Source organism: uncultured Modestobacter sp. (assembly GCF_947486615.1).
Lineage (GTDB): Bacteria > Actinomycetota > Actinomycetes > Mycobacteriales > Geodermatophilaceae > Modestobacter.
In genome coordinates this window covers 35442-57421 of sequence record NZ_CANKUD010000004.1, presented here as the reverse complement: position 1 = coordinate 57421, position 21980 = coordinate 35442, and the positions used below count along the sequence as shown (strand labels likewise).

Sequence of the window (21980 nt, the reverse complement as noted above, 5' to 3'; positions counted from 1 at the left end):
CTGCCGAGAAGGTCCCTGAGGGAGCGCCCCGGCGCACCGCCGGAGGACGACCGCACAGGAACGAGGGCCCGTGGGAAAGCTGACGAAGGCCGCCGTCCCCATCGGGGTCGTGTCCATCGTCCTGATGCTCGTCGTGCCGCTGCCGGCGCCCGTGCTGGACGTGCTGCTCGCCCTGAACATCGTCGGGTCGCTGCTGATCCTGCTGGTCTCGATGAACATCAAGCGACCGCTGGACTTCGCGATCTTCCCGTCCCTGGTGCTGATCGCGACGCTGATGCGGCTGGCGCTGAACGTCTCCTCGACCCGGCTGGTGCTCACCGACGGATACGCCGGCAAGGTCATCGAGGCGTTCGGCCACTTCGTCATCGGCGGCTCGCTGATCGTCGGCCTGGTGATCTTCGTGATCCTCACGATCATCCAGTTCGTCGTCATCACCAACGGTGCCGGCCGCGTCGCCGAGGTCGGCGCCCGCTTCACCCTCGACGCGATGCCCGGCAAGCAGATGGCCATCGACGCCGACCTGAACGCCGGTCTGATCAACGAGAAGCAGGCCCGCAAGCGGCGCCAGGAGGTCACCTCCGAGGCCGACTTCTACGGCTCGATGGACGGCGCCAGCAAGTTCGTCAAGGGCGACGCCATCGCCGCGATCATCGTGACGCTGATCAACCTGATCGGTGGCTTCGCGATCGGCATGATGCAGAAGGGCATGGCCCCGGCCGAGGCGATCTCCACCTACTCGCTGCTGTCGGTCGGCGATGGCCTGGTCTCGCAGATCCCGGCCCTGCTGATCTCCACCGCGACCGGCCTGATCGTCACCCGCTCCGCCTCCCAGGGCGACATGGGCTCGGACCTGATCAGCCAGCTGTCCCGGAACAAGCAGCCGGTGCGGATCGCCGGCATCGCCGCGCTCGCGCTGTGCCTGATCCCCGGCCTGCCCAAGCTGCCGTTCCTGCTCATCGGTGGTCTGACCCTGTTCATCTCCACCCGGCTCACCGACCGGGTCGAGGAGGACGACGACGACAGCCCCGCCGCCCAGCTGACCGCCGCCGAACCGCAGCCGGACTCCCCGGAGGCGATCGCCGACCGGATGCGGGTGGACCCGCTGGAGCTGGAGGTCGCCTTCGACCTCGTCGAGCTGGTCGACACCGCCCGCGGCGGCGACCTGCTGGACCGGGTGAAGGCCCTGCGCCGCAAGGTCGCCATGGAGACCGGTCTGGTCATCCCGCTGGTGCGCACCCGCGACAACCTCGACCTGCCCGCTTCGCAGTACGTCATCTGGCTCAACGGCGTCCCCGCCGCCAAGGGCACCTCCCCGGCCGGGACGGTGCTGGCGATCGGTGACCACCTCGACGGGCTGCCCGGCAAGGCCACCCGCGAGCCGGTCTTCGGCCTGGCCGCCAAGTGGGTGCCCGCCGAGCTGCAGCGGCAGGCCGAGATGGCCGGCGCGACCGTGGTCGACCGTTCCTCGGTGATCACCACGCACCTGGCCGAGGTCGTCCGGCAGAACGCCTCCGCGCTGCTGGGCCGCGAGGACGTCAAGGTGCTGGTCGAGATGGTCCGGCGCTCGCACCCGGCGGTGGTCGAGGAGCTGACCCCGACGCTGCTCAGCCTGGGCCAGGTGCAGCAGGTGCTGCAGGCGCTGCTCGACGAGGGCGTCTCCATCCGCGACCTGGTGCGCATCTTCGAGGCCCTGTCGCTGCGCGCCAAGGTCTCCACCGACCTCGACGGCCTGGTGGAGGCGGCCCGCGCCGCCCTCGGTGCCGCGATCAGCCACCCGCACGTCACCGACGACGAGCGGCTGCACGTCATCACCCTCGAGCCCTCGTTCGAGCAGCGGCTGCTGGAGTCCGTCCGGCAGACCGAGGGGGGCCAGGTGCTGGCCCTCGACGGGCACACCGTCGACCTGCTGGTCCGCGGCTGCACCGACATCCTCGAGGACGCCGAACGGCTGAACCTCTCCCCCGTGCTCGTCTGCTCGCCGCAGGTGCGAGCCGCCCTGTCCCGCCTGGTCCGCCAGGTCCTGCCCCGCCTGCCGGTCATCTCCTACAACGAGGTGTCCCGCACGGCACAGATCGAGTCCCTGGGAGTGGTGAGCGGTGCCGTCGCAATCCGTTGAGGCCGCCACGCGTGACGAGGCGATCGCCGCCGCACGCGAGCAGTTCGGTCCCACCGCCCGGGTCGTCGGGGTCCGCCGCATCCGCTCCGGCGGCATGTTCGGCTTCTTCACCAACGAGCGGTTCATCGCCGAGGTCGAGGTGCCGGCCGGCACCGCGGCACCGACCGGCAGCACCGGCGGTGCCGGGCTGAAGGACGCCGGAGCCGGTGTGCTGAAGGCCGCCGGAGCCGCCGCGCCCGCCGCCCCGTCGCTCGACGACCGCATGCAGGAGCTCGCCGACCTGCTCGGCGCCGCCGGCCAGCCGACGCCGGACGTGGAGATGTACGGCCGGGCCACGCCCGCGCGGTCCCTCCTCGCCGACGACGAGGCGCCCGTGCGCAGCGCAGCCCCCGTCCGCAGGGCCACCGCCCGCGCGGCCGCTGCCCCGGCGCGGTCCGCCGCATCGCCCCGCGAGTCGGTCCCCACGCACTCCGCCGCCGCCGCGGCCGCCCGGATCGCCGCCGCCCCCCGGACCGCACGCCCGGCGGCCGCCCCGGCCGGACCGCGGGGCACCGCGGCGAAGCCGTTCACCCCGGCCCGGCACACGCTGATGCTGTCGGCGGACGAGCTGCACGCCCCCCGCACCACCGCCGACGAGCCGGCCGCGGACGAGCCGGCCTCCCCGTCCCCGTTCGCCGCTGCACTCACCCGCATGGTGAGCTCCAGCCCGGTCCAGGCCGCCGCCGACGCCGCGGCCGAGGACGCGGCCGCCGAGGCGGCCGCTGCCGACGCGGCCGCCGCGGACGCTGCCGCCGACCAGGCCGCGGCGGTCGAGGCTGCTGCCGCCGACGCCGCCCGGCTCGCCGCAGCGCGGATCGACGCGGCCGCCGCCGAGGCCGCCCGGGCCCAGGCCGCCCGCACCCAGGCCGCCCGGATCCAGGCCGCAGCCGAGGCCGCGGCCGCCGCCGAGGCTGCCCGCATCGAGGCCGAGCAGGTCGAGGCCGCGCGTCAGGAGGCTGCGCGGCTCGAGGCAGAGCGCATCGAGGCCGAGCGCATCGAAGCCGAGCGCATCGAAGCCGAGCGCATCGCCGCCGAGGCCGCGGCTACCGAGGCTGCGCGAATCGCCGCCGAGGCCGCCCGCATCGAAGCCGAGCGCATCGAAGCCGAGCGCATCGAAGCCGAGCGCATCGCGGCTGAGGCCGCGGCTACCGAGGCTGCGCGAGTCGCCGCTGAGGCCGCCCGCGCCGAGGCCGCCCGCGTCGCGGCTGAGGCCGCGGCTGCCGAGGCTGCGCGAGTCGCCGCTGAGGCCGCCCGGGTCGAGGCCGCCCGGGTCGAGGCCGCCCGCCTCGAAGCCGAACGCGTCGCCGTCGAGGCCGCCGCCGCTGCTGCCGAGGCCGCCCGGGTCGAGGCGGCCCGGATCGAGGCCGAGCGCCTGGAGGCCGAGCGTCTGGAGGCCGAGCGCATCGCCGCGGCAGCCGAGCGGATCGCCGCCGAGGCCGCTGCCGCCCGGGTCGAGGCAGAGCGGGTCGAGGCAGAGCGGGTCAAGGCTGCCCAGGCCGAGGCAGAGCGCCGGGAGGCCCGGCGGATCACCGCCGAGGCCGAGCGGATCACCGCTGAGGCCGAGCGGATCACCGCTGAGGCCGCTGCCGCCGAGACCGAGCCGGCCGCCGCCGCCGAGCCGGTCGACGACGTGCCGGCGCTGTCCATGGTCGAGTCGGTCCGTTCCGCCGACGAGGAGCTCGCCGACCTGCTCGAGGAGGTGCTGGCAGCCAACGGGACCGGTCGTGGCCGGCACCGCTTCCCCGAGGCCGGCGCGCAGGACGACCAGGACACCGTCGCCGGCGTGACCGCCGGTGCGGTCGTCGGCGCCGCTGCCGCCGGGCCCGCGGCCCCCGCCATCCCCTCGGTCGTGAACCAGGTCCGCGACGTGCCGCGCCCCTGGGCCTACGCGGCCACCGGGTCGCAGCCCAGTGCCTACGACACCGGCGCCCACCGCATCGACGTCCTCGGCGCCGACGCGCGGGTCGCCCAGCGCGCGGCGCAGGTGGCTGCCGCGCAGGACCTCGTGGTGGACGCCGTCCTCGTGGACGACGCCCCGGCCGAGGACCTCCGGCGCGTGGCCCCGCGCCCGGTCGAGGCACCGGCCGAGCGCTTCGTGCTGCCCAGGTCGGTCGCGCCCGCCCTGGCCCGCACCGCCAGCGACCCCGCCCCCCTGCCGATGGACGCCACGACCGTCCTGCCGCCGCTGTCGCTGATGCCGCCGTCGCGGTTCGGCACGGCGAACGGCCTGCCCCCGCTGCTCGCCACGCGCCCGGGTGTCCCGCCGGTCCGCCGGTCGCGGCCGCCGGTGCCGGCCAGCCGTCCCCCGCTGACCGGCCGCCCGCGGGTCGCCCCGCTGCCGGTGGCCGCCGCGCCGGCGCCCAGCGCGCTGCCGGCCGCCGCCGAGACCGGCACCCGGCTGGCCACGGTCACCCGGCTGGTCCCGGCACCGTCCAAGGAGCTGGCGCCCTACCCGGTGACCGGTCCCGAGGAGCTCGTCGGTCAGCTGCTCACCCTGGGCCTCCCCCACTCGCTGCTGGACGCCGACTTCGCCATGGACGCCGCCGGCCGGGGGGTCTACGCGGCCCTGACCCGGACGCTGGCCGAGCGTCTGCCGGCGGCGCCGGAGGTGCCCGCCGAGGCCGGCGAGGTGCTCATGGTCGTCGGCCCCGGCGCCGAGACCCTGGCCGCCGCCCGGTCGCTGGCCTTCTCGCTCCGGCTGGAGCCCGAGGACGTCCAGTGGGCCGCCTCCGGTGCACTGGCCGGGCTGGCTCCGGAGAGCAGCCGGATCACCTCGCTGGAGACCGCCGCCGAGCGACGCCGCACCAGCGGCTCCCGCGGCACGATCACCATCGTCGCCGTCGACGCGCCGCTGCGCACCGCCGGTGGGCCGTGGCTGGAGCACATGCTCTCGGTCTGGACCCCGGCGGCCGTGTGGGCGGTCATGGACTCCACCCGCAAGCCCGAGGACCTCGTCCCGTGGCTGGACGCGCTGCCCCGGCTGGACGCGGTCGTCGTCCAGGACACCGACTCCACCGCCGACCCCGCCGCCGTGCTCGGACACGTGTCGGTGCCGGTCGCCCTCGTCGACGGCGCCCGGGCCACCGCCCACCGCTGGGCGTCGCTGCTCTGTGAGCGCCTGGAGGAGATGGACGCGTGACCAGCCCGTTCCGCCGGGACGTCGTGCTGACCGCCTTCGTGCTGGCGGTGCCGCTGTTCCTGCTGGCGCTGCGCGGTGACCTCACCGCGGACGAGGTGATCACCCGGCTGCCGTGGTGTCTGGCCGCCGGCTGGGCGGCGGTCGCGCTGATCCGCTGGGCCAGCACGCCCCCGAAGCCGCAGCCGACCGCCACCCCGGCGGCGACGGACCCGACGGAACCCGCCGGCCAGCCGAGCAGTTCCTGACCGACCACCTCCTGACCGACCACCTCCTGACCGACAGGGCCCCGCCGTCCAGCTGGACGGCGGGGCCCTGGTCGTTCAGTGCTGCGGGACGCGCGCCCCTGGGCGCACGCCGGTCAGAGCGGCAGGTCCTCCAGCATCTCGGTGACCAGCGCCGCGATCGGCGACCGCTCGGAGCGGGTCAGCGTGACGTGGGCGAACAGCGGGTGGCCCTTGAGCGCCTCGATCACCGCGGTCACCCCGTCGTGCCGGCCGACCCGCAGGTTGTCCCGCTGCGCGACGTCGTGGGTCAGCACGACCCGGGAGTTGGTGCCCAGCCGCGAGAGCACGGTGAGCAGGACGCCCCGCTCCAGGGACTGCGCCTCGTCGACGATCACGAACGAGTCGTGCAGCGAGCGCCCCCGGATGTGGGTCAGCGGCAGCACCTCGATCAGGCCGCGGGCGATGATCTCCTCGAGCACGTCGGAGGAGACCAGGGCGCCGAGGGTGTCGAAGACCGCCTGTGCCCAGGGCGCCATCTTCTCGCCCTCGCTGCCGGGCAGGTAGCCGAGCTCCTGGCCACCCACGGCGTACAGCGGCCGGAAGATCACGACCTTCTTGTGCGCCCGGCGCTCCATCACCGACTCCAGCCCCGCGCACAGCGCCAGCGCCGACTTGCCGGTGCCCGCCCGGCCGCCCATGGAGACGATGCCGATCTCGGGGTCGAGCAGCAGGTCCAGGGCGATGCGCTGCTCGGCGGAGCGGCCGTGCAGGCCGAAGGCGTCCCGGTCACCGCGGACCAGCCGCACGTGCTTGTCCGGCGTCACCCGGCCCAGCGCCGACCCGCGGGAGGACAGCAGCACCAGCCCGGTGTGCGTGGGCAGCTCGGCCGCGGCGGGCAGGAACGCCGTCCCGGCGTCGTAGAGCTCGCGGATCTCCTCGTCCTCCAGCGACAGCTCGGTCATCCCGGTCCAGCCGGCGTCGACCACGCCCAGTCCGCGGTACTCGTCGGTCGCCAGGCCGATCGCGGCCGCCTTCACCCGCAGCGGCACGTCCTTGGTCACCAGGCAGACGTCGCGGCCCTCCGCGCGCAGGTTCAGCGCGACGACCATGATCCGGCTGTCGTTGCTGTCGTTGCGGAAGCCGGCCGGCAGCACCGACGGGTCGCTGTGGTTCAGCTCGACGTGCAGCGTGCCGCCCTGGTCACCGACCGGCACCGGGGCGTCGAGCCGGCCGTGCTCGATCCGCAGGTCGTCGAGCTTGCGGAGGGTCTGCCGGGCGAACCAGCCCAGTTCCGGGTGGTCGCGCTTGTCCTCGAGCTCACCGATGACGACGAGCGGGACGACCACGTCGTGCTCGTCGAAGCGCAGCAGCGCGCCGGGGTCGGAGAGGAGCACGGAGGTGTCGAGGACGTAGGTACGGCGAGTGCTCACGAGTCGGCTCCCAAGGGGCCACACCCTGGTGACAGGGCGCGCCCCGGTTCGAAGGTGGCCGGGTCCCGGCGCTGGGGCCAGGACGCGGCCCCCTTGGTGAACGATCTCCGTCGCACCAACCGGGCCTCCCGTGGAGGGCGGGGTGAGCCCGTCCTCCACCTCGGACGCTAGGCCGCCCCACCGACGAAAGCACGCGTCCGACACGCGATCGGGTGACCAGTGGTGCGCCGTTCGCCAGCTGGACTCCTGCCGGAAACGTCGCGCCCCGGACGAGCGGCCCCGTCGTCGCGCGACGGGGCCGACCGCGTCAGCTGCCGGCCGGCGGCCGCTCCCGGGGGCGGCGGCGGGCAGCCACCAGCGCCCAGACCAGCGGCACCAGCAGCACGGGCCACTGCAGGGAGAGGTCACCCAACCACAGCAGACCGACCAGCAGCAGCACCGCCAGCCAGCCCGCCGTCCACAGGCCCAGCAGCCGCCGCTCGTCCGGCGTCCCGTCGTCCGGCACGGGTCAGGCGCCGGCGAGCTCGGCGGTGACCACCGCCGGGGTCAGCGGCTCGTCCAGCAGGCGGAGGAAGCGGTCGGCCACCGACTGCTCGGCCGGCCGCGCGGCGAGCCAGGCAGCGAGCAGGTCGAAGCCCTCGACGTAGGTGGAGATGTAGGCCCGCCACAGCGGGTCGGTGAGGAAGCGCAGCTGCTGCACGGCCCGGTCGTGGCTGACCAGCCCCCAGCGCTGCAGGTGGGCGATGACCACGTCGGGGTCGGCGCCGCGGTCGTGCAGCAGGATCGCGGCGTCCTGGCGCACCCGGTTCAGCGGTGCCGCGGCCGCGGCGATCCGCTCGGCCAGGTGCCCGTCGAACCGCAGCCCGAGGTCACCGAGGACGTCGGCCGCCCACGGCCCCCACCCGGCGCCGATCGACGCCTCCACGCCGAGGTCGGCCAGCCCCTCGGCCATCAGGCACTCCGGGGTGTTCACCAGGAACACGGTGTGCTCCAGGTGCTGGTCGCGCTCGACCAGCCCCCGCTCCTTGCGGCAGTGCTCGGTGTGGTGCCCGGGGTAGGACTCGTGCGCCACCAGGTGCGGCAGCTGACCGAGCCGGTGCGGCAGGTCGGCGTTGATCGCCACCCGCGACCGGTAGGCGCCCTCGTAGTAGTTGAACCCCGACCACGGCTTGTCGGTGACCACCTCGTACCGCACCGTCTCGACCTCCGGCAGGCCGTACTGCCCGCGCACCCGGTCGCGCAGCGCCGAGGACAGCGCGTGCACCGCGGCCTCCAGCCGCTGCGGCGGGCACTCCTCCCGGCGCCGGTGCACCGCATAGCGCTCGGCCAGCGTGCCGCTGCCGGGCAGCAGCCGGTCGAGCTCCGCGTGCGCGGCGGCGTACTCGGCCGGGTCGCCCAGGGTCACCGACACCTGGAAGTAGGCCTCCACCTCCGCGATGAACCCGACCGGCTCGCCACCCAGCTTGCGGGCGCTGCACTCCAGACCGGTCAGCTGACCGCGCAGGTAGGCGGTGCGGTCGGCCGGCAGGGACGCCGAGTCGAGCTCGGCGAGCAGGCCGCGCGCCTGGTCCCGCAGCCGCTGCGGGCTCGGCGCCGGCTCGTCGGCGACCTGTGCCCGCAGCCGCGGATCGCCGGTGTAGGCGTCGACGAAACCGGGCTCCAGCCGGTCGAAGCGCAGCCCCAGCCGCACGTACTCCAGGGGGACGTCGACCGCGCCGGCTGCCATGCCCGCAGTCTCCCAGCCGCCGTTCCGCCGTCCCCCAGCGGCCATGTTCGCCAACATGGCCGCCGTTCCACCGTCCCTCAGCGGCCATGTTCGCCAACATGGCCGCCGTTCTGCTGGTCCGCCGGTCGGCGGTCAGCTGCCGAAGCGACGGTGCCGGGCGGCGTAGGCGCGCAGCGCCCGCAGGAAGTCGACCCGGCGGAACTCCGGCCAGTACACGTCGGTGAAGTAGAACTCCGAGTGCGCCGTCTGCCAGGTGAGGAAGCCCGACAGCCGCTGCTCGCCGCTGGTCCGGATCACCAGGTCGGGGTCGGGCTGCCCGCGGGTGTAGAGGTGCTCGGCGATGTGCTCCACGTCCAGCACCTCGATCAGCTCCGGCAGCGTCGTGCCCCGCTCGACGTGCTCGGTCAGCAGCGACCGGACGGCGTCGGCGATCTCCCGCCGGCCGCCGTAGCCGACCGCCAGGTTCACCGTCGCACCAGGACGGTCCCGGGTGTCCCGCTCGGCCCGGGTCAGCACGGCGACCGTCTCCTCGGGCAGCAGCTCCAGTGCGCCGACCGCCCGCAGGTGCCAGCGCCGGTCCGGGCCGGCCAGGTCGCAGGCCACGCCCTCGATGATCCGCAGCAACGGGGTCAGCTCCGGCTCGGGCCGGGTCAGGTTGTCGGTGGACAGCAGGAAGAGGGTGACCACCTCCACCCCGGCCTCGTCACACCAGGACAGCAGGTCGGCGATCTTGTCCGCCCCGCGCCGGTGCCCCTCGCTGACGTCCTCCAGCCCGATCGCCTTCGCCCAGCGCCGGTTGCCGTCGATGATCACGCCCACGTGGCGCGGCGTGTCGGCACCCACCAGCCCTCGGGCCAGCCGGCGCTCGTAGAGGACGGTCAGTGCGTCCCGGACCCGCGCGCGCACCCCCACGCCGTCACCCTAGGTGCCCAGCCACCGACCGGCTGGCTGCGGCGCCGACCGCGTCGCGGACTCGGCGGCAACCTCACAGCCGGTTCCGGGTGACGGCGGTACCTACGCCTCCGTAACCTCGGTCCATGAGCGTCTCCTCAGACCGCGAGGACCACGTCCGCATCACCGCCGACGGCGCCGAGCTGCAGGCTCCCGCCCGGGAGGGCGTCGACGCGGTCCACGCCGAGGGCGAGCACGTCCAGGCGGTGGAGCGGGACGGCGACTGGGCCCTCGCCGACTACGGCGACTCCGACTTCACCCACCCCGACACCCGGCCGCGGATGCGCGGCTGGCTGCACCTGTTCGCCTTCTTCGGCTCGATCGTGGCCGCCGCGGTGCTCATCCCGCTGGCCTTCGTCGAGAGCCCGCGGGCCGGCTGGTCGGTCACCGTCTACTGCCTGACCATCCTCGGCCTGTTCGGGATCAGCGCGGCCTACCACCGGCGCCGGTGGTCACCGCGCGGCTGGAAGCTGATGAAGCGCGCCGACCACTCGATGATCTTCATCTTCATCGCCGGCACCTACACGCCGTTCGCGCTCCTCGCCGTGCCGGAACCCACCGGCTGGTGGCTGCTGGGCACGGTCTGGCTGGGCGCCGCCCTCGGCGTCGCGCTCAAGATGGTCTGGCCGACCGCACCGCGCTGGCTCGGCGTGCCGATCTACCTGGCGCTCGGCTGGGCTGCGGTCTTCGTGCTGGTCGACATCCTGCAGTTGGTCGGGGTGACCGTGCTGGTGCTGATGGCCGTCGGCGGCGTGCTCTACAGCGTCGGCGCCCTCGCCTACGCCAGCAAGCGCCCCAACCCCTGGCCGGGCACGTTCGGCTACCACGAGGTGTTCCACGCGATGACCATCGTGGCCGCTACCTGCCACTACATCGCGGTGTACTTCGCCCTGTACAACTCGCCGTTCATATCGTGATCCTCCGGATCACACCGCGGCCACGAGCCGTGCCCCGGGGTCGCTGAGCCGTTTCGTGCGACGGCGTCGGGAGCCTGCGGCCCCGCGACGTCGTCGCACTGCGGACCTCCGGTCCGCGGTCCGTCCATGTCGGCCGCCGATCGAGTCCGCTCTCGGGGGACCCTCCGGGCCCCCGCTCGGGCGGACGGCCTGCGGCCGGGGTGGCTCAGCTGAACGGGACCCGGTGGTCCAGCTTGAGGGAGGCTCGGCCGGCCAGGCGCCAGGCGCGGGCTGTGACGTCGCGGTCGGCGTCGGTGACGAGGTTGCCCATGACGCGGAGGGCCACGGTCATCAGGGCGCGGGAGCGCATGCCGATCGGGCCGGCGGCGGGGAGCAGGCGGGGCACGGTGAGCAGGCCGGCCAGGCGGCGGGCGATGGAGAAGGCCTCGCCGTAGTGGCGGCGCAGCGTCTCCGGCCAGGCCCGTGACCAGTCGTCGTCGGCGAACAGCTCGACCACGCTGCGACCGGTCTCCAGGCCGTAGTCGATGCCCTCGCCGTTCAGCGGGTTCACGCAGCCCGCGGCGTCGCCGACCAGTGCCCAGTTGCGCCCCGCGACCCCCGACACCGCCCCGCCCATCGGCAGCAGCGCGCTCGCCGGAGCCCGGACGGCGCCCTCGATCTGCCACTCCTCGCGCCGCTGGTCGGTGTAGAGCTCCAGCAGGCTGCGCAGCCGGACGTCGGCCGGGCGGCGCTCGGTGGCCAGCGTCCCGACCCCGATGTTGACCTCCCCGGCGTCCGCGCCCAGCGGGAACACCCAGCCGTAGCCGGAGAGCAGGTCACCCTCGGCGCCACGCAGCTCCAGGTGCGAGGAGATCCACTCGTCGTCGCTGCGACCCGAGGTCACGTACCCGCGCGCGGCCACGCCGTAGGCGGTGTCCTTGTGCCACTCCCGGCCCAGCACCCGCCCCAGCGGCGAGCGGACACCGTCGGCCACGACCAGCCGGCGGCACCGCACCGTCGTCGTCGAGTCGTCGGGACGGCGGAACACCACCCCGGCCACCCGGTCGCCGTCCCGCTCGACGTCCACGGCGCGGGCGCCCTCGACCGGAGTGGCCCCGGCCTCCAGGGCGACCTCCCGGATCCGGGCGTCGAGCTCGGTGCGCGGGACGGCGCCGCCGTGGTCGGGCAGCGAGCCCCCCGGCCACGGCAGCAGCAGCTCCTGGCCGAACCCGGCGGCCCGCAGACCGCGGTTGCGGCCGTGTGAGCGCACCCAGTCACCGAGCCCCAGCTGGTCGAGCTCGGCGATCGCCCGGGGGGTGAGCCCGTCGCCGCACGTCTTGTCGCGGGGGAAGACGGCGGCATCGGCGAGGACGACGTCGGCACCGCCCCGCGCGGCCCAGGCCGCGGCAGCCGATCCCGCGGGGCCGGCCCCGACCACCAGGACGTCGGTCTCGGTCGGCTCGACGCTGGTGGTCACCGGCCCAGTGTCCTCGCCCGGGCCTCAGCCGACGTTCGGCCCCCGCGAACGGACCTCCTCGACGCCGGCCATCGCCGTCCGCAGCTCGGCCAGCCAGTCGTCGGTGTGCTGCCCGACCAGCCGTACCGCCCAGACCAGCGCCTCGGAGCGGCTGCGCGCCACCCCCGCGTCGACCAGGGTGTCCAGCACCAGCCGCTCGGGCTGGCGCAGCCGGGTCATCACCGGGACCGAGAGCGTGGTGAACAGCTCCCGGGCGTCGCCGCAGGACGCCCCCCAGGCCACCGAGCGGCCGTAGCGCTCCTGCGCGGCGTCGGCGATCGCCATCCGCTGCCCTCGGGTCTGCTCCCGGAAGCGGGCGATCCGCCCGGCCCGGGCCGCTGCCGGGTCGCCCTCCCCCGCGTCGGGCTCGGGGACGGCGCCGATGACGGTGATCTCGTCGCGGTCGATGACCAGCTCGACCGGGCCGGTGAACCACTCGTCGGGGAGCCGGCCGGCGAACCAGCCGGCGACCTCCGCGCGCTCGACCGGTGGGCTGGTGTCGGCTCCCCGGCCGCGGGCGCGACCCCGGCCGGGGAAGCCCTCAGGCGGGAAACGGTGGTGGTGGGTGAACACGAGTGCCTCCTAGGACGGACGGACTCCTCGGACTGTAATCATGTAATCGAGGGTCTGGCGGCCTCGTCGCTGCGCTGACAGCGGACAGGGCCGCCACCCGTCCACCGAGGACCGCGGCACCGGTCCGGAGCCCTCGTCACCCGATCGTCACGTTCACCGGACCGCCCACCGGGCACCTCCTCGACGACACCGAGGAGGTCGTCATGGACCGGACCCGAACCCGCCCGCGGGTGCTCGCCGTCGTGCTGCTCGCCACCGTCGCCCTGCTGGGCGGCGCGCTGCCGGCTCACGCCGGCAGCGACCCGTACTGCGGCATCCGCTGGGGCTCACTGCCCGAGGCCGCGCCGCCGGCGTACTCCCCCGGCACGGTCGCCGACGTCCGGGCCGGGCAGCACCCGTGCTTCGACCGGCTGGTGGTGGACCTCCAGGACGCCGGCGGGACCAGCGGGTACGCCGTCCGGTACGTCGAGCAGGTCGGAGCCCAGGGATCGGGCACACCGGTGCCCGCCCGGGGTGGCGCCGTGCTGCAGGTCATCGTGCAGGCACCCGCGTACGACGACGCCTACCGGCCGACGTACCAGCCGACCGACCCGACCGAGGTCGTCGCCGTCGGCGGCGCCCGCACCCTGCAACAGGTCGCCTGGGCCGGCTCCTTCGAGGGGCAGACGTCCCTCGCCGTCGGCACCCGGGCCCGGCTGCCGTTCCGGGTCTTCGTACTGGACGGCGCTCCGGGCACCGCCGACGGCGCCCGCCTCGTGCTGGACGTCGCCCACCGTTGGTGAGTCCGGCGGGCCTGGTCAGTCCGGCGGGATCTGGCCCTCGTCCGGCTCCCGCTCCTTGCGGCGCAGCAGCCAGGCCGTCGCACCGAGCAGCACGACCAGCACCCCCAGGACGGCGATCTCGGTGATCCGGTCGTCGAAGGCCGGGCCCTTGCCCAGGGCGCTCGCCGCCTCGACCGAGAGGACGACGATCTCCTTGATCGAGGCGATGATCCCGACCAGCAGGAACGGCTCGGCGATCAGCTCGCGGCGCTCGACCGTGGTGCGGACGGCGAACAGCAGCTCGACCACGATGAACACGAGCAGCAGGACGTCGAGGAGCTCGAGCACCGGTGTCTGGGAGAAGTCATCGACCATCCCCCAGGTGGTCTTCCCGGCCACGATGAGCAGCAGGAAGGCGCTGACGACCAGGAACAGGGCGATGCCGGCGTAGACGAGGTTCTCGCCGACCTCGAGCGCCCGGGTGCCGAACCGGCCCAGGCCGGGCCGTTCGTCGTCCTGCTGCTCGGGGTCGCGCCGGGCCCGCTGGGTCGCCATCCGGCGATCATGGCCGCCGGCGACCCCTGCGGGGATCAGGACGCGGGCGGACGTCCCTCGTGCGGGTCACCGCTGCGACGCGGCGGCTCGATCGCCAGCGGCGCCCGGCGCAGGGTGTCCAGCAGCTCCTGACCCGGGGCCGGGTCGTCGACCAGCTCGGCGGGGCTGTCGGGCACCCGGTCGGCCGGGTCGAAGCTGCGCGGCACCCGCTTGAGGTGCCGGCCCATCGACCGGCCGAGCAGGATCACCGCGATCAGCAGCACCACGATCAGGAACAGCCCGACCGGGCCGGCCTTGCCGACGTCCTCGGGGAGCTGCTGCTCCTGGACGGCCAGCAGCGTCAAGGTGGCGTTCACGAGACGTCCGCGGAGGTGCGGACGCCGGCGAACAGGTCGTCCTCCGGGGTGGTCGAGTCGACCAGCGAGCGGGCCAGCTCGTAGTCCTCGGTCGGCCACGTGCGGGTCTGCAGGTCCAGCGGGACGGAGAACCAGCGCCCGGTCGGGTCGATCTGGGTGGCGTGGGCGATGAGCGCCGCGTCGCGCACCGGGAAGTACTCCGCGCAGGGCACCCGGGTGGTCACCCGGTGGGAGATGTCGTTGGCCGGGTCCCAGCTCGCCAGCCACTCCGTGTAGGGCGACTCGGCGCCGGTGGCGAGCATCGCCTCGTGCAGCGCCTTCGTGCGGGGCAGCGTGAAGCCCATGTGGTAGTAGAGCTTGCTGACCTGCCAGGGCTCACCGAGCTCGGGGTAACGGTCGGGGTCGCCGGCCGCCTCGAACGCGTGCACGGAGATGTCGTGGGTCTTGATGTGGTCGGGGTGCGGGTAGCCGCCCCGCTCGTCGTAGGTGGTCATCACCTGCGGCTTGAACCGGCGGATCAGCGCGACCAGCGGGGCCGCGGCCTCCTCGACGGGGACGAGGGCGAAGCAGCCCTCGGGCAGCGGCGGCAGCGGATCGCCCTCGGGCAGCCCCGAGTCGACGAAGCCGAGGAACTCCTGCTCCACGCCGAGGATCTCGCGGGCCCGGGCCATCTCCTCGGTGCGGATCTCCGCCATCCGCTCCCACACCTCGGGACGGTCCATGGCCGGGTTCAGCACCGAGCCGCGCTCGCCGCCGGTGCAGGTGGCCACCAGCACCTGGACGCCCTCGGCGACGTACTTCGCCATGGTCGCGGCGCCCTTGCTCGACTCGTCGTCGGGGTGCGCGTGCACCGCGAGCAGCCGCAGCTGGTCCGGTTCGGTCACGGTCTCTCCTCGCTCGGCTCGTCGAACCCGTGCCCGACGGTGCTGCCTGATGGCCTGGCCCACTCGGCCACACCGGCCATCGTCCCACTCGGATCCGCGTCCTGGCACGCCCCCCGGGGAGCACCGGGTGTGCGCCGCGCCACTCCCCGCGACCTCGGCCAGCGGCCGGACCGGTTCCGCCGAGCACTGCGCGAGGGCAGGCTCCGGTGTTAGGTTGCTCGGATTGACCACCGGTGGCCCTCGGAGCGGAGGGTCACCAATCGAGCACCGGGAGCACTACGTGTCCACCCCCACTGACGAGCAGGACCAGGGCACCTGGCTGACGCAGGAGGCCCACGACCGGCTGCGCGCCGAGCTCGACCAGCTGGTGGCGAACCGTCCGGCCATGGCCAAGGAGATCAACGACCGCCGCGAGGAGGGTGACCTCAAGGAGAACGGCGGCTACCACGCTGCCCGCGAGGAGCAGGGCAAGCAGGAGGGCCGGATCCGCCAGCTCACCGACCTGCTGCGCAAGGCCCGCGTCGGCGACGCGCCGACCACCGCGACCAACGCGGCCCTCGGCACGGTCATCACCATCGCCTTCGACGGCGACGAGGACGACACCGAGAAGTTCCTCCTCGGTTCCCGCGAGATCGCCGGCACCACCGAGCTCACCGTCTACTCCCCCGAGTCGGCGCTGGGCTCCGCGATCGTCGGCGCCGAGCCGGGGTCGACGGTCACCTACCAGGCACCCAACGGCAAGGACATCTCCGTGAAGGTCCTGGCCGTCGAGCCGTTCGTCCCCTGACCGGCCGCATGACCAGCACGGTGGACGGCGGGCACACGCGGGGCCGGCGGGCGGAGAACACCACCTTCGTCTGCGGGCACTGCGAGACCCTGGTGCCCGCCAACACCGACGGGCACTACCGCAACCACTGCCCCTGGTGCCTGTGGTCGCTGCACGTCGACGAGCTGCCCGGCGACCGGGCGAGCGAGTGCCGGGCGCTGATGGAGCCGATCGGCCTGGTGGAGAAGTCGGGCAAGGGCTGGCAGGTGGTGCACCGGTGCACCACCTGCGGCCACCGGCAGCCCAACCGGCTGGTCCGGGACGGCGCCGCCCCCGACGACCTCGACCTGGTGCTCCAGCTCCCCTGGCTCTGACCCGATCCGCCCACCGCGGGCGGAGACCGAACGGCCCCACGGACACACGTCCGTGGGGCCGTTCCGCTTGGCTGGATCAGGCGGCCGGGGCCAGACCGCGGCGGCGGAGCAGCGGGCCGGTGTCGGCGGTGCGGCCGCGGACGGCCGCGAAGGCACCCAGGGGGTCGACCGAGCCACCGCGGGAGAGCAGCCGCTCGCGGAAGACGTCACCGTTCGCCCGGCGCAGCCCACCGTTCTCCTTGAACCACTCCACCGTGTCGGCGTCCAGCACCTCCGACCAGATGTAGGAGTAGTAGCCGGCCGAGTAGCCGCCGGCGAAGACGTGCTGGAAGTACGTCGTCCGGTACCGCGGCGGCACCAGTTCGAACGCGACACCGGCGTCGGCCAGGGCCCGGGCCTCGAACGCCTGGGGGTCGGGGACCTGCGTGTCCGGCCCGATCCGGTGCCAGGCCTGGTCCAGCAGCGTGGCGCCCAGGTACTCGACGGTGGCGAACCCCTCGCCCCACAGGGCGGCGGCCTCGATCGCGTCGACGGTCGTCTGGGCCAGCGGCTCACCGGTCTCGACGTGCTTGGCGTAGTGGGCCAGCACCTCGGGCCACAGCGCCCACATCTCGTTGACCTGACTGGGGAACTCGACGAAGTCCCGCGGCACGCTGGTGCCGGAGAACCGCGGGTAGGTCACCGCCGAGGACAGCCCGTGCAGCGCGTGCCCGAACTCGTGGAACAGCGTGGTGACCTCGTCGAGGGTCAGCAGGGTCGGCTGCCCGGCCGCCGGCCGGGTGACGTTGAGGCAGTTGAACACCACGGGGCGGGTGTCCAGCAGGCCCGACTGGTGCACGAACGAGCTCATCCACGCCCCGCCGCGCTTGCCCTCGCGGGCGAAGAAGTCACCCAGGTAGAGCCCGACGGGCTGCTCGTCGGCGAAGACCTCCCACACCCGGACGTCGGGGTGGTAGCCCTGCAGGTCCGGGCGCGGGGTGAAGGTGAGGCCGTAGAGCAGCTCGGCGGCGCGGAAGACGCCGTCGACGAGCACCCGGTCCAGCTCGAACCACGGGCGCAGGGCCGCGCTGTCGACGGCATAGCGCTCGGCCCGCACCCGCTCGGAGTAGAAGGCCCAGTCCCAGGCGGCCAGCTGCACCCCGTCGGCGGCGGCCACCTCGGCGAGCACCTCCGCCTCGGCCTTCGCGTTGGCCATCGCCGGCGGCACGAGGGCGCCGAGCAGCTCGTCGACGGCGGCGGAGGTCTGCGCGGTCTGGTCGGCGGCGATCAGGTCGGCGTGGGTGTCGAAGCCCAGCAGCCGGGCGCGCACCGCGCGCAGGTGGGCCATCTCCGCGGCGATCGGGCCGTTGTCGTGCTCCCCGGCCGACGCGCGGGTCAGCGACGCCTCGTGCAGCCGGCGGCGCAGCTCGCGGTTGCGCAGCTTCGCCAGGGCCGGCTGACCGCTGGGCAGCACCAGGGTGAGCAGGTGCCCGCCCTCGTGACCCCGCTCGGACGCGGCGCCGGCGGCGGCCTGCACCTCGGCGGGGCTCAGCCCGTCCAGCTCGGCCTCGTCGCTGACCAGCACCGCCGCGGCCTCGGTGGCCACCACCAGGTTCTGCCCGAAGGTCGTGGACAGCTCGGAGAGGCGCTGGTTGAGGTCTCGCAGCTGCTCGCGCCCGGCCTCGTCCAGGCCGGCGCCGGCGAGCACGAAGTCCAGGTGGTAGCGCTCGACCAGGCGCAGCGACTCGGCGTCCAGGCCGGCGTCGAGCCGGCCGGCGTGCACCGCGTCGATCCGGGCGAACAGCGCCGGGTCCAGCCGCAGCGCGTCGGAGTGGGCCGCCGAGAGCGGAGCGACCTCCCGCTCGATCTCCCGCAGCCGGTCGGTGGCCAGCGAGGACGCGAGGTTCCAGAAGACCGCCTCGGCCCGGCCGAGCAGCTGGCCCGAGCGCTCCAGCGCGACGACGGTGTTGTCGAAGGTCGGCTCGGCCGGGTCGGCCAACAGCGCGGCGACCTCCGCCCGCTGCGCGGCCATGCCGGCCAGCAGCGCCTCCCGGCAGTGCTCCAGGGAGATGTCGGCGAACGGCGGCAGCTCGTACGGCAGCGCGGACGGCGCGGCCAGCGGGTTCGAGGCGGACAGGGGCGCGGGATCCGACGCGGAGGTCGGTGCAGCGGTGCTCATCGCCCCCATCTTCGCCCCGCCCCCCGACCGGCCGTCACCTGGACGACCACCCGGTCACGACCGCCCTGCAGTTCCCTTCCTGGTCCCAGCTCCGGCCCCGCCCTGGTCCCAGCCCCGCCCTGGTCCCAGCCCCGGCCCCGCCCTGGTCCCGGCCCCGCTGCCGGGTCCTCCCGTCGGCCCCGTCCAGAGGCTCGCCCTGAGCTTGCGAAGGATGAGGAGGACGGGGTCCTTCATCAGCGGCTGGCGGTGCGCAGGTAGGCCCGCACCGCCAGCGGCACGAAGATGGCCAGGAACAGCAGCACCCACAGCAGCGTGTAGAGCACGGGGTTCTGCAAGGACCACGCGTCGGGCGCGGGGAAGCCCTCGGGCAGGTTGCCGAACAGCTGACGGGCGGCCTGCACGACCGCGGACACCGGGTTCCACTCCGCGAAGACCCGCAGCACCGTCGGGAAGGTCTCCAGCGGCACGAACGTGTTGGCCACGAAGGTCAGCGGGAAGATCACGATGAAGCTGGCGTTGTTGACCACCTCGGGCGTCCGCACGAGCAGACCGACCAGCGCCATCATCCAGCTGATGGCGAAGGCGAAGGCAAGCAGCAGGAGGAACCCGGCGATCGCCTCGGGCACCGAGCTGTTGATCCGCCACCCCACGACCAGCCCGGTCAGCGCCATCACCACGATGGAGATGGCGTTGAGGCCCAGGTCGGCAACGGTGCGGCCGATCAGCACGGCCGAGCGGGACATCGGCAGCGACCGGAACCGGTCGATCAGCCCCTTCTGCAGGTCCTCGGCGATGCTGGCGCCGGTGGTGGTGGACCCGAGGACGATGGTCTGGGCGAAGATCCCCGGCAGCAGGAACTCCGCGTAGCTGACGCCCGGCGGGAGCCCCTGGATGGCACCGCCGAAGACATAGCGGAAGAGCAGCACGAACATGATCGGCGACAGCGTCGCGAAGACGATCAGGTCGGGCACCCGCTTGACCTTGATCAGGTTGCGCCGGGTGATGACCGCGCTGTCGGAGATGGTCTGGGCCACTGTGGTCACGACTGGGCTCCTGCACTGGCGGCGGTGGTCGACTCGGCGGTCGCGGAGCTCTCGGTCTCCTCGGTGGGGCGACCGGTGAGGGTCAGGAAGACGTCGTCCAGATCGGGCCGGCGCAGCCCGACGTCCAGCACCTCGGCGCCGGTGCCGGCCAGCCGGCGCAGCGCCTCGGCCAGCGTGTCGGTGCCGCCGGTGACCGGCACCGAGAGCCGGCGGGTCTGCTGGTCGGCGTGCGGCTCGCCGTGGGCGAGCGGGCGCAGGGCGTCGGTGACCACGGCGAGCTGCTCGACGGTGGCCACGGTGAGCTCCAGCCGCTCCCCGCCCACCTGCGCCTTCAGCTCGTCGGCGGTGCCGCGGGCGATCACCTTGCCGCGGTCGATCACCACCATCCGGTCGGCGAGCCGGTCGGCCTCCTCCAGGTACTGGGTGGTGAGCAGGATCGTCGTCCCCTCGCCGACCAGGTCGGCGATGAACTCCCACATCCCCAGCCGGCTGCGCGGGTCGAGGCCGGTGGTCGGCTCGTCGAGGAACACCACCTTGGGCCGGGCGATCAGCGACGCGGCGATGTCCAGCCGCCGGCGCATCCCGCCGGAGTAGGTCTTCGCCGGGCGGTTCGCCGCGCCGGTGAGGTCGAACCGCTCCAGCAGTTGGCCGCCGCGCGCGCGGGCCTCCCGCTTGCCCAGCCGGTACAGCCGGCCGACCATCTCCAGGTTCTCCGCACCGGTCAGGTGCTCGTCGACCGCGGCGTACTGCCCGGTCAACCCGATGGTGGCGCGCACCTGGTCGGCCTGGGCGACCACGTCGAGGCCGGCGACCTCAGCACGCCCCGCGTCGGGCTGCAGCAGGGTGCTGAGGATGCGCACCACGGTGGTCTTGCCAGCCCCATTGGGGCCCAACAACCCGAGGACGGTGCCCTCGGCCACGGTGAGGTCGACCCCATCGAGGGCGGTGTGCTCCCCGAAGCGCTTGACGAGCCCCTCGACGACGACGGCGTTGGTCATGCCCGGCACGGTAGAGGCACCCCCCGACATTCCCGGCGCAAGCTCCCGGCGACCCCACGGGTCCGTTGCATGAACACTCCTCCGACGACGGTGGAACCCTCCGCCGCGACGGAGGGTCAGCCGTGCAGAAGACCCTTCCCGGCCGGAGAACTCATCCATCCGGCCTCAGTCGACCTGCGGGGCACCTCAGTCGACCTGCGGCGCATAGCCGGCGGCGGCCAGCGCCGCCACCACGTCCCGGGCGTGGTCGGGGCCGCGGGTCTCCAGGTGCACGCCGATCTCGACCTCGCCGAGGTCCAGCCGCGGCGTCGTCCGCTCGTGCTCGACCGACAGCACGTTGGCCGCCAGCCCGGCGAGCTCGTGCAGCAGCCGGGCCAGCGAGCCGGGGCGGTCGGGGGCGGTCACCCGCAGCGACAGGTACCGCCCGGCCGCGGCCATGCCGTGCTGGACGACCTTCATCATCAGCACCGGGTCGATGTTGCCGCCGGAGACGACGGCCACCACGGGCGGTGCGAAGGCGGCCGGGTCGGCCAGCAGCGCGGCCACCGCGGCCACCCCGGCCGGCTCGACGACGAGCTTGGCCCGCTCCACGCAGAACAGCAGCGCGCGGGAGAGGTCGCCCTCGGTCACGGTGACCACCTCGTCGACCAGCCCGGCCACGTGCGCCAGGGTCAGGTCGCCGGGGGCGGCCACGGCGATCCCGTCGGCCATCGTGCTCATCGCGGTCAGCGGCACCGGCCGGCCGGCGGCCAGCGAGGCCGGGAACGCCGCGGCCGCGGCCGCCTGCACGGCGACCACCCGGACGTCGGGACGGCGGGCCTTGACCGCTGCGGCGATCCCGGAGACCAGCCCCCCACCGCCGGTGCACACCACGACGGTCGCCACGTCGGGGCACTGCTCGAGCACCTCGAGCCCGACCGTGCCCTGCCCGGCGATCACGTCCGGGTGGTCGAAGGGGTGGATGAACACCGACCCGGTCGCGGCGGCGTGCTCGACGGCCGACACCATCGCCTCGGTGAGGGTCGCCCCGCCCAGCCTCGCCTCCGCGCCGTACCCGCGGGTGGCGGCCACCTTGGGCAACGGCGCGCTCTCCGGCATGAAGACCGTCGCCGCAGCACCCAGCTCCCGGGCGGCCAGCGCGACCCCCTGGGCGTGGTTCCCGGCGCTGGCGGCGACCACCCCGCGGGCCCGTTCCTCGTCGGTCAGCCGGGCGATCCGGGTGTAGGCGCCGCGGATCTTGAACGAGCCGGTGCGCTGCAGGTTCTCGCACTTGAGCCAGACCGGTCCGCCCACCCGCTCGGCGAGGGCGCGGGAGTGCTCCAGCGGCGTGCGCCGGACGACGCCGTCCAGCAGCTGGGCGGCCGCCTCGACGTCGGCGCCGCTGATCATGGGAACTGCACCGGGGACGGACACGCCGCCGATCCTCCCAGCCCGCAGGTGGGCGGACCGACGGACACCCGGGTGTCACCGGTCCG

General features: G+C 74.3%; 20 protein-coding genes. 7 read left to right on the top strand and 13 right to left on the bottom strand.

Annotation, left to right across the window (positions count from 1 at the left end):
- Positions 1-70: 70 nt before the first annotated feature.
- Genes flhA through Q1A09_RS08870 form a run of 3 tightly spaced genes read left to right on the top strand, consistent with a single transcriptional unit; the run spans position 71 to position 5539 of the window.
- On the top strand, positions 71-2116 hold the full coding sequence (gene flhA, locus Q1A09_RS08880; RefSeq protein WP_299953726.1) for a flagellar biosynthesis protein FlhA: 2046 nt from the start codon (positions 71-73) through the stop codon (positions 2114-2116).
- Positions 2097-5294 (top strand): hypothetical protein, encoded by a 3198-nt coding sequence (locus tag Q1A09_RS08875; RefSeq protein WP_299953724.1) that lies wholly within the window; start codon positions 2097-2099, stop codon positions 5292-5294. The genes flhA and Q1A09_RS08875 overlap by 20 nt, the downstream gene beginning before the upstream one ends.
- Positions 5291-5539, top strand: coding sequence for a hypothetical protein (locus tag Q1A09_RS08870; protein ID WP_299953722.1), 249 nt, complete (start codon positions 5291-5293; stop codon positions 5537-5539). Before Q1A09_RS08875 ends, Q1A09_RS08870 begins: the two co-directional genes overlap by 4 nt.
- Positions 5540-5652: 113 nt before the next feature.
- Here the strand turns inward: Q1A09_RS08870 and Q1A09_RS08865 are convergent, their stop codons facing one another.
- From Q1A09_RS08865 to Q1A09_RS08850, 4 genes are all read right to left on the bottom strand, one after another.
- Positions 5653-6948 (bottom strand): PhoH family protein, encoded by a 1296-nt coding sequence (locus Q1A09_RS08865; RefSeq protein WP_299953720.1) that lies wholly within the window; start codon positions 6946-6948, stop codon positions 5653-5655.
- A gap of 307 nt (positions 6949-7255) precedes the next feature.
- Positions 7256-7453 (bottom strand): hypothetical protein, encoded by a 198-nt coding sequence (locus tag Q1A09_RS08860; RefSeq protein ID WP_299953717.1) that lies wholly within the window; start codon positions 7451-7453, stop codon positions 7256-7258.
- Positions 7454-7456: 3 nt separating this feature from the next.
- A complete protein-coding gene (locus tag Q1A09_RS08855) occupies positions 7457-8674 on the bottom strand; it encodes a DUF885 domain-containing protein (RefSeq protein ID WP_299953714.1) in 1218 nt (405 codons plus the stop codon).
- 132 nt (positions 8675-8806) lie between these two features.
- The gene (locus tag Q1A09_RS08850) at positions 8807-9586 is read right to left on the bottom strand and encodes an isoprenyl transferase (RefSeq protein ID WP_299953711.1); all 780 of its coding nucleotides are present in this window, start codon (positions 9584-9586) and stop codon (positions 8807-8809) included.
- Positions 9587-9711: 125 nt separating this feature from the next.
- On the opposite strand from Q1A09_RS08850, the gene Q1A09_RS08845 reads away from it, so the two are divergent.
- A complete protein-coding gene (locus tag Q1A09_RS08845; protein ID WP_299953708.1) occupies positions 9712-10542 on the top strand; it encodes a hemolysin III family protein in 831 nt (276 codons plus the stop codon).
- Between the two features lie 205 nt (positions 10543-10747).
- Here Q1A09_RS08845 and Q1A09_RS08840 read toward each other — a convergent pair whose 3' ends face one another.
- Both Q1A09_RS08840 and Q1A09_RS08835 read right to left on the bottom strand, forming a co-directional pair.
- Positions 10748-11998, bottom strand: a complete 1251-nt coding sequence (locus Q1A09_RS08840) for a geranylgeranyl reductase family protein (RefSeq protein ID WP_299953705.1) — start codon at positions 11996-11998, stop codon at positions 10748-10750.
- Between the two features lie 24 nt (positions 11999-12022).
- Positions 12023-12610 (bottom strand): hypothetical protein, encoded by a 588-nt coding sequence (locus tag Q1A09_RS08835; protein WP_299953703.1) that lies wholly within the window; start codon positions 12608-12610, stop codon positions 12023-12025.
- A gap of 203 nt (positions 12611-12813) precedes the next feature.
- On the opposite strand from Q1A09_RS08835, the gene Q1A09_RS08830 reads away from it, so the two are divergent.
- Entirely contained in the window at positions 12814-13392 is a 579-nt protein-coding gene (locus Q1A09_RS08830) for a hypothetical protein (protein WP_299953700.1), read from the top strand.
- A gap of 15 nt (positions 13393-13407) precedes the next feature.
- On the opposite strand, the gene Q1A09_RS08825 is transcribed toward Q1A09_RS08830, so the two are convergent.
- From Q1A09_RS08825 to mca, 3 genes are read right to left on the bottom strand one after another with little or no spacing between them, the layout of a single operon-like run.
- Positions 13408-13926 (bottom strand): phosphate-starvation-inducible PsiE family protein, encoded by a 519-nt coding sequence (locus Q1A09_RS08825; protein WP_299953697.1) that lies wholly within the window; start codon positions 13924-13926, stop codon positions 13408-13410.
- Between the two features lie 35 nt (positions 13927-13961).
- Positions 13962-14282 (bottom strand): hypothetical protein, encoded by a 321-nt coding sequence (locus Q1A09_RS08820; protein ID WP_299953694.1) that lies wholly within the window; start codon positions 14280-14282, stop codon positions 13962-13964.
- The gene (gene mca, locus Q1A09_RS08815) at positions 14279-15166 is read right to left on the bottom strand and encodes a mycothiol conjugate amidase Mca (protein ID WP_299953691.1); all 888 of its coding nucleotides are present in this window, start codon (positions 15164-15166) and stop codon (positions 14279-14281) included. Before mca ends, Q1A09_RS08820 begins: the two co-directional genes overlap by 4 nt.
- A gap of 280 nt (positions 15167-15446) precedes the next feature.
- Between mca and greA the strand changes: the two genes are divergently transcribed.
- Together greA and Q1A09_RS08805 are read left to right on the top strand one after the other, a co-directional pair.
- Positions 15447-15953, top strand: a complete 507-nt coding sequence (greA, locus tag Q1A09_RS08810; RefSeq protein WP_299953688.1) for a transcription elongation factor GreA — start codon at positions 15447-15449, stop codon at positions 15951-15953.
- Positions 15954-15961: 8 nt separating this feature from the next.
- Entirely contained in the window at positions 15962-16306 is a 345-nt protein-coding gene (locus tag Q1A09_RS08805) for an RNHCP domain-containing protein (protein ID WP_222192310.1), read from the top strand.
- Positions 16307-16382: 76 nt separating this feature from the next.
- Here Q1A09_RS08805 and Q1A09_RS08800 read toward each other — a convergent pair whose 3' ends face one another.
- The 4 genes from Q1A09_RS08800 to ilvA all read right to left on the bottom strand — a co-directional run bounded on the left by Q1A09_RS08800 (position 16383) and on the right by ilvA (position 21894).
- Positions 16383-18464 (bottom strand): M3 family metallopeptidase, encoded by a 2082-nt coding sequence (locus tag Q1A09_RS08800; protein ID WP_299953681.1) that lies wholly within the window; start codon positions 18462-18464, stop codon positions 16383-16385.
- Positions 18465-18697: 233 nt separating this feature from the next.
- Positions 18698-19507, bottom strand: a complete 810-nt coding sequence (locus Q1A09_RS08795) for an ABC transporter permease (RefSeq protein ID WP_299953678.1) — start codon at positions 19505-19507, stop codon at positions 18698-18700.
- Positions 19504-20505: an ATP-binding cassette domain-containing protein gene (locus Q1A09_RS08790; RefSeq protein ID WP_299953675.1), complete on the bottom strand. Its 1002-nt coding sequence runs from the start codon at positions 20503-20505 to the stop codon at positions 19504-19506. Before Q1A09_RS08790 ends, Q1A09_RS08795 begins: the two co-directional genes overlap by 4 nt.
- A gap of 186 nt (positions 20506-20691) precedes the next feature.
- A complete protein-coding gene (gene ilvA / locus Q1A09_RS08785) occupies positions 20692-21894 on the bottom strand; it encodes a threonine ammonia-lyase (RefSeq protein ID WP_299953672.1) in 1203 nt (400 codons plus the stop codon).
- Positions 21895-21980: the final 86 nt, after the last annotated feature.

Bases quoted from the DNA above. Each gene is read 5' to 3' on its own strand.
- Q1A09_RS08855 (WP_299953714.1), bottom strand. From the start codon at position 8,674: ATGGCAGCCGGCGCGGTCGACGTCCCCCTGGAGTACGTGCGGCTGGGG.
- Q1A09_RS08845 (WP_299953708.1), top strand. From the start codon at position 9,712: ATGAGCGTCTCCTCAGACCGCGAGGACCACGTCCGCATCACCGCCGAC.
- Q1A09_RS08830 (WP_299953700.1), top strand. From the start codon at position 12,814: ATGGACCGGACCCGAACCCGCCCGCGGGTGCTCGCCGTCGTGCTGCTC.
- Q1A09_RS08825 (WP_299953697.1), bottom strand. From the start codon at position 13,926: ATGGCGACCCAGCGGGCCCGGCGCGACCCCGAGCAGCAGGACGACGAA.
- Q1A09_RS08805 (WP_222192310.1), top strand. From the start codon at position 15,962: ATGACCAGCACGGTGGACGGCGGGCACACGCGGGGCCGGCGGGCGGAG.
- Q1A09_RS08800 (WP_299953681.1), bottom strand. From the start codon at position 18,464: ATGAGCACCGCTGCACCGACCTCCGCGTCGGATCCCGCGCCCCTGTCC.
- Q1A09_RS08790 (WP_299953675.1), bottom strand. From the start codon at position 20,505: ATGACCAACGCCGTCGTCGTCGAGGGGCTCGTCAAGCGCTTCGGGGAG.
- ilvA (WP_299953672.1), bottom strand. From the start codon at position 21,894: ATGATCAGCGGCGCCGACGTCGAGGCGGCCGCCCAGCTGCTGGACGGC.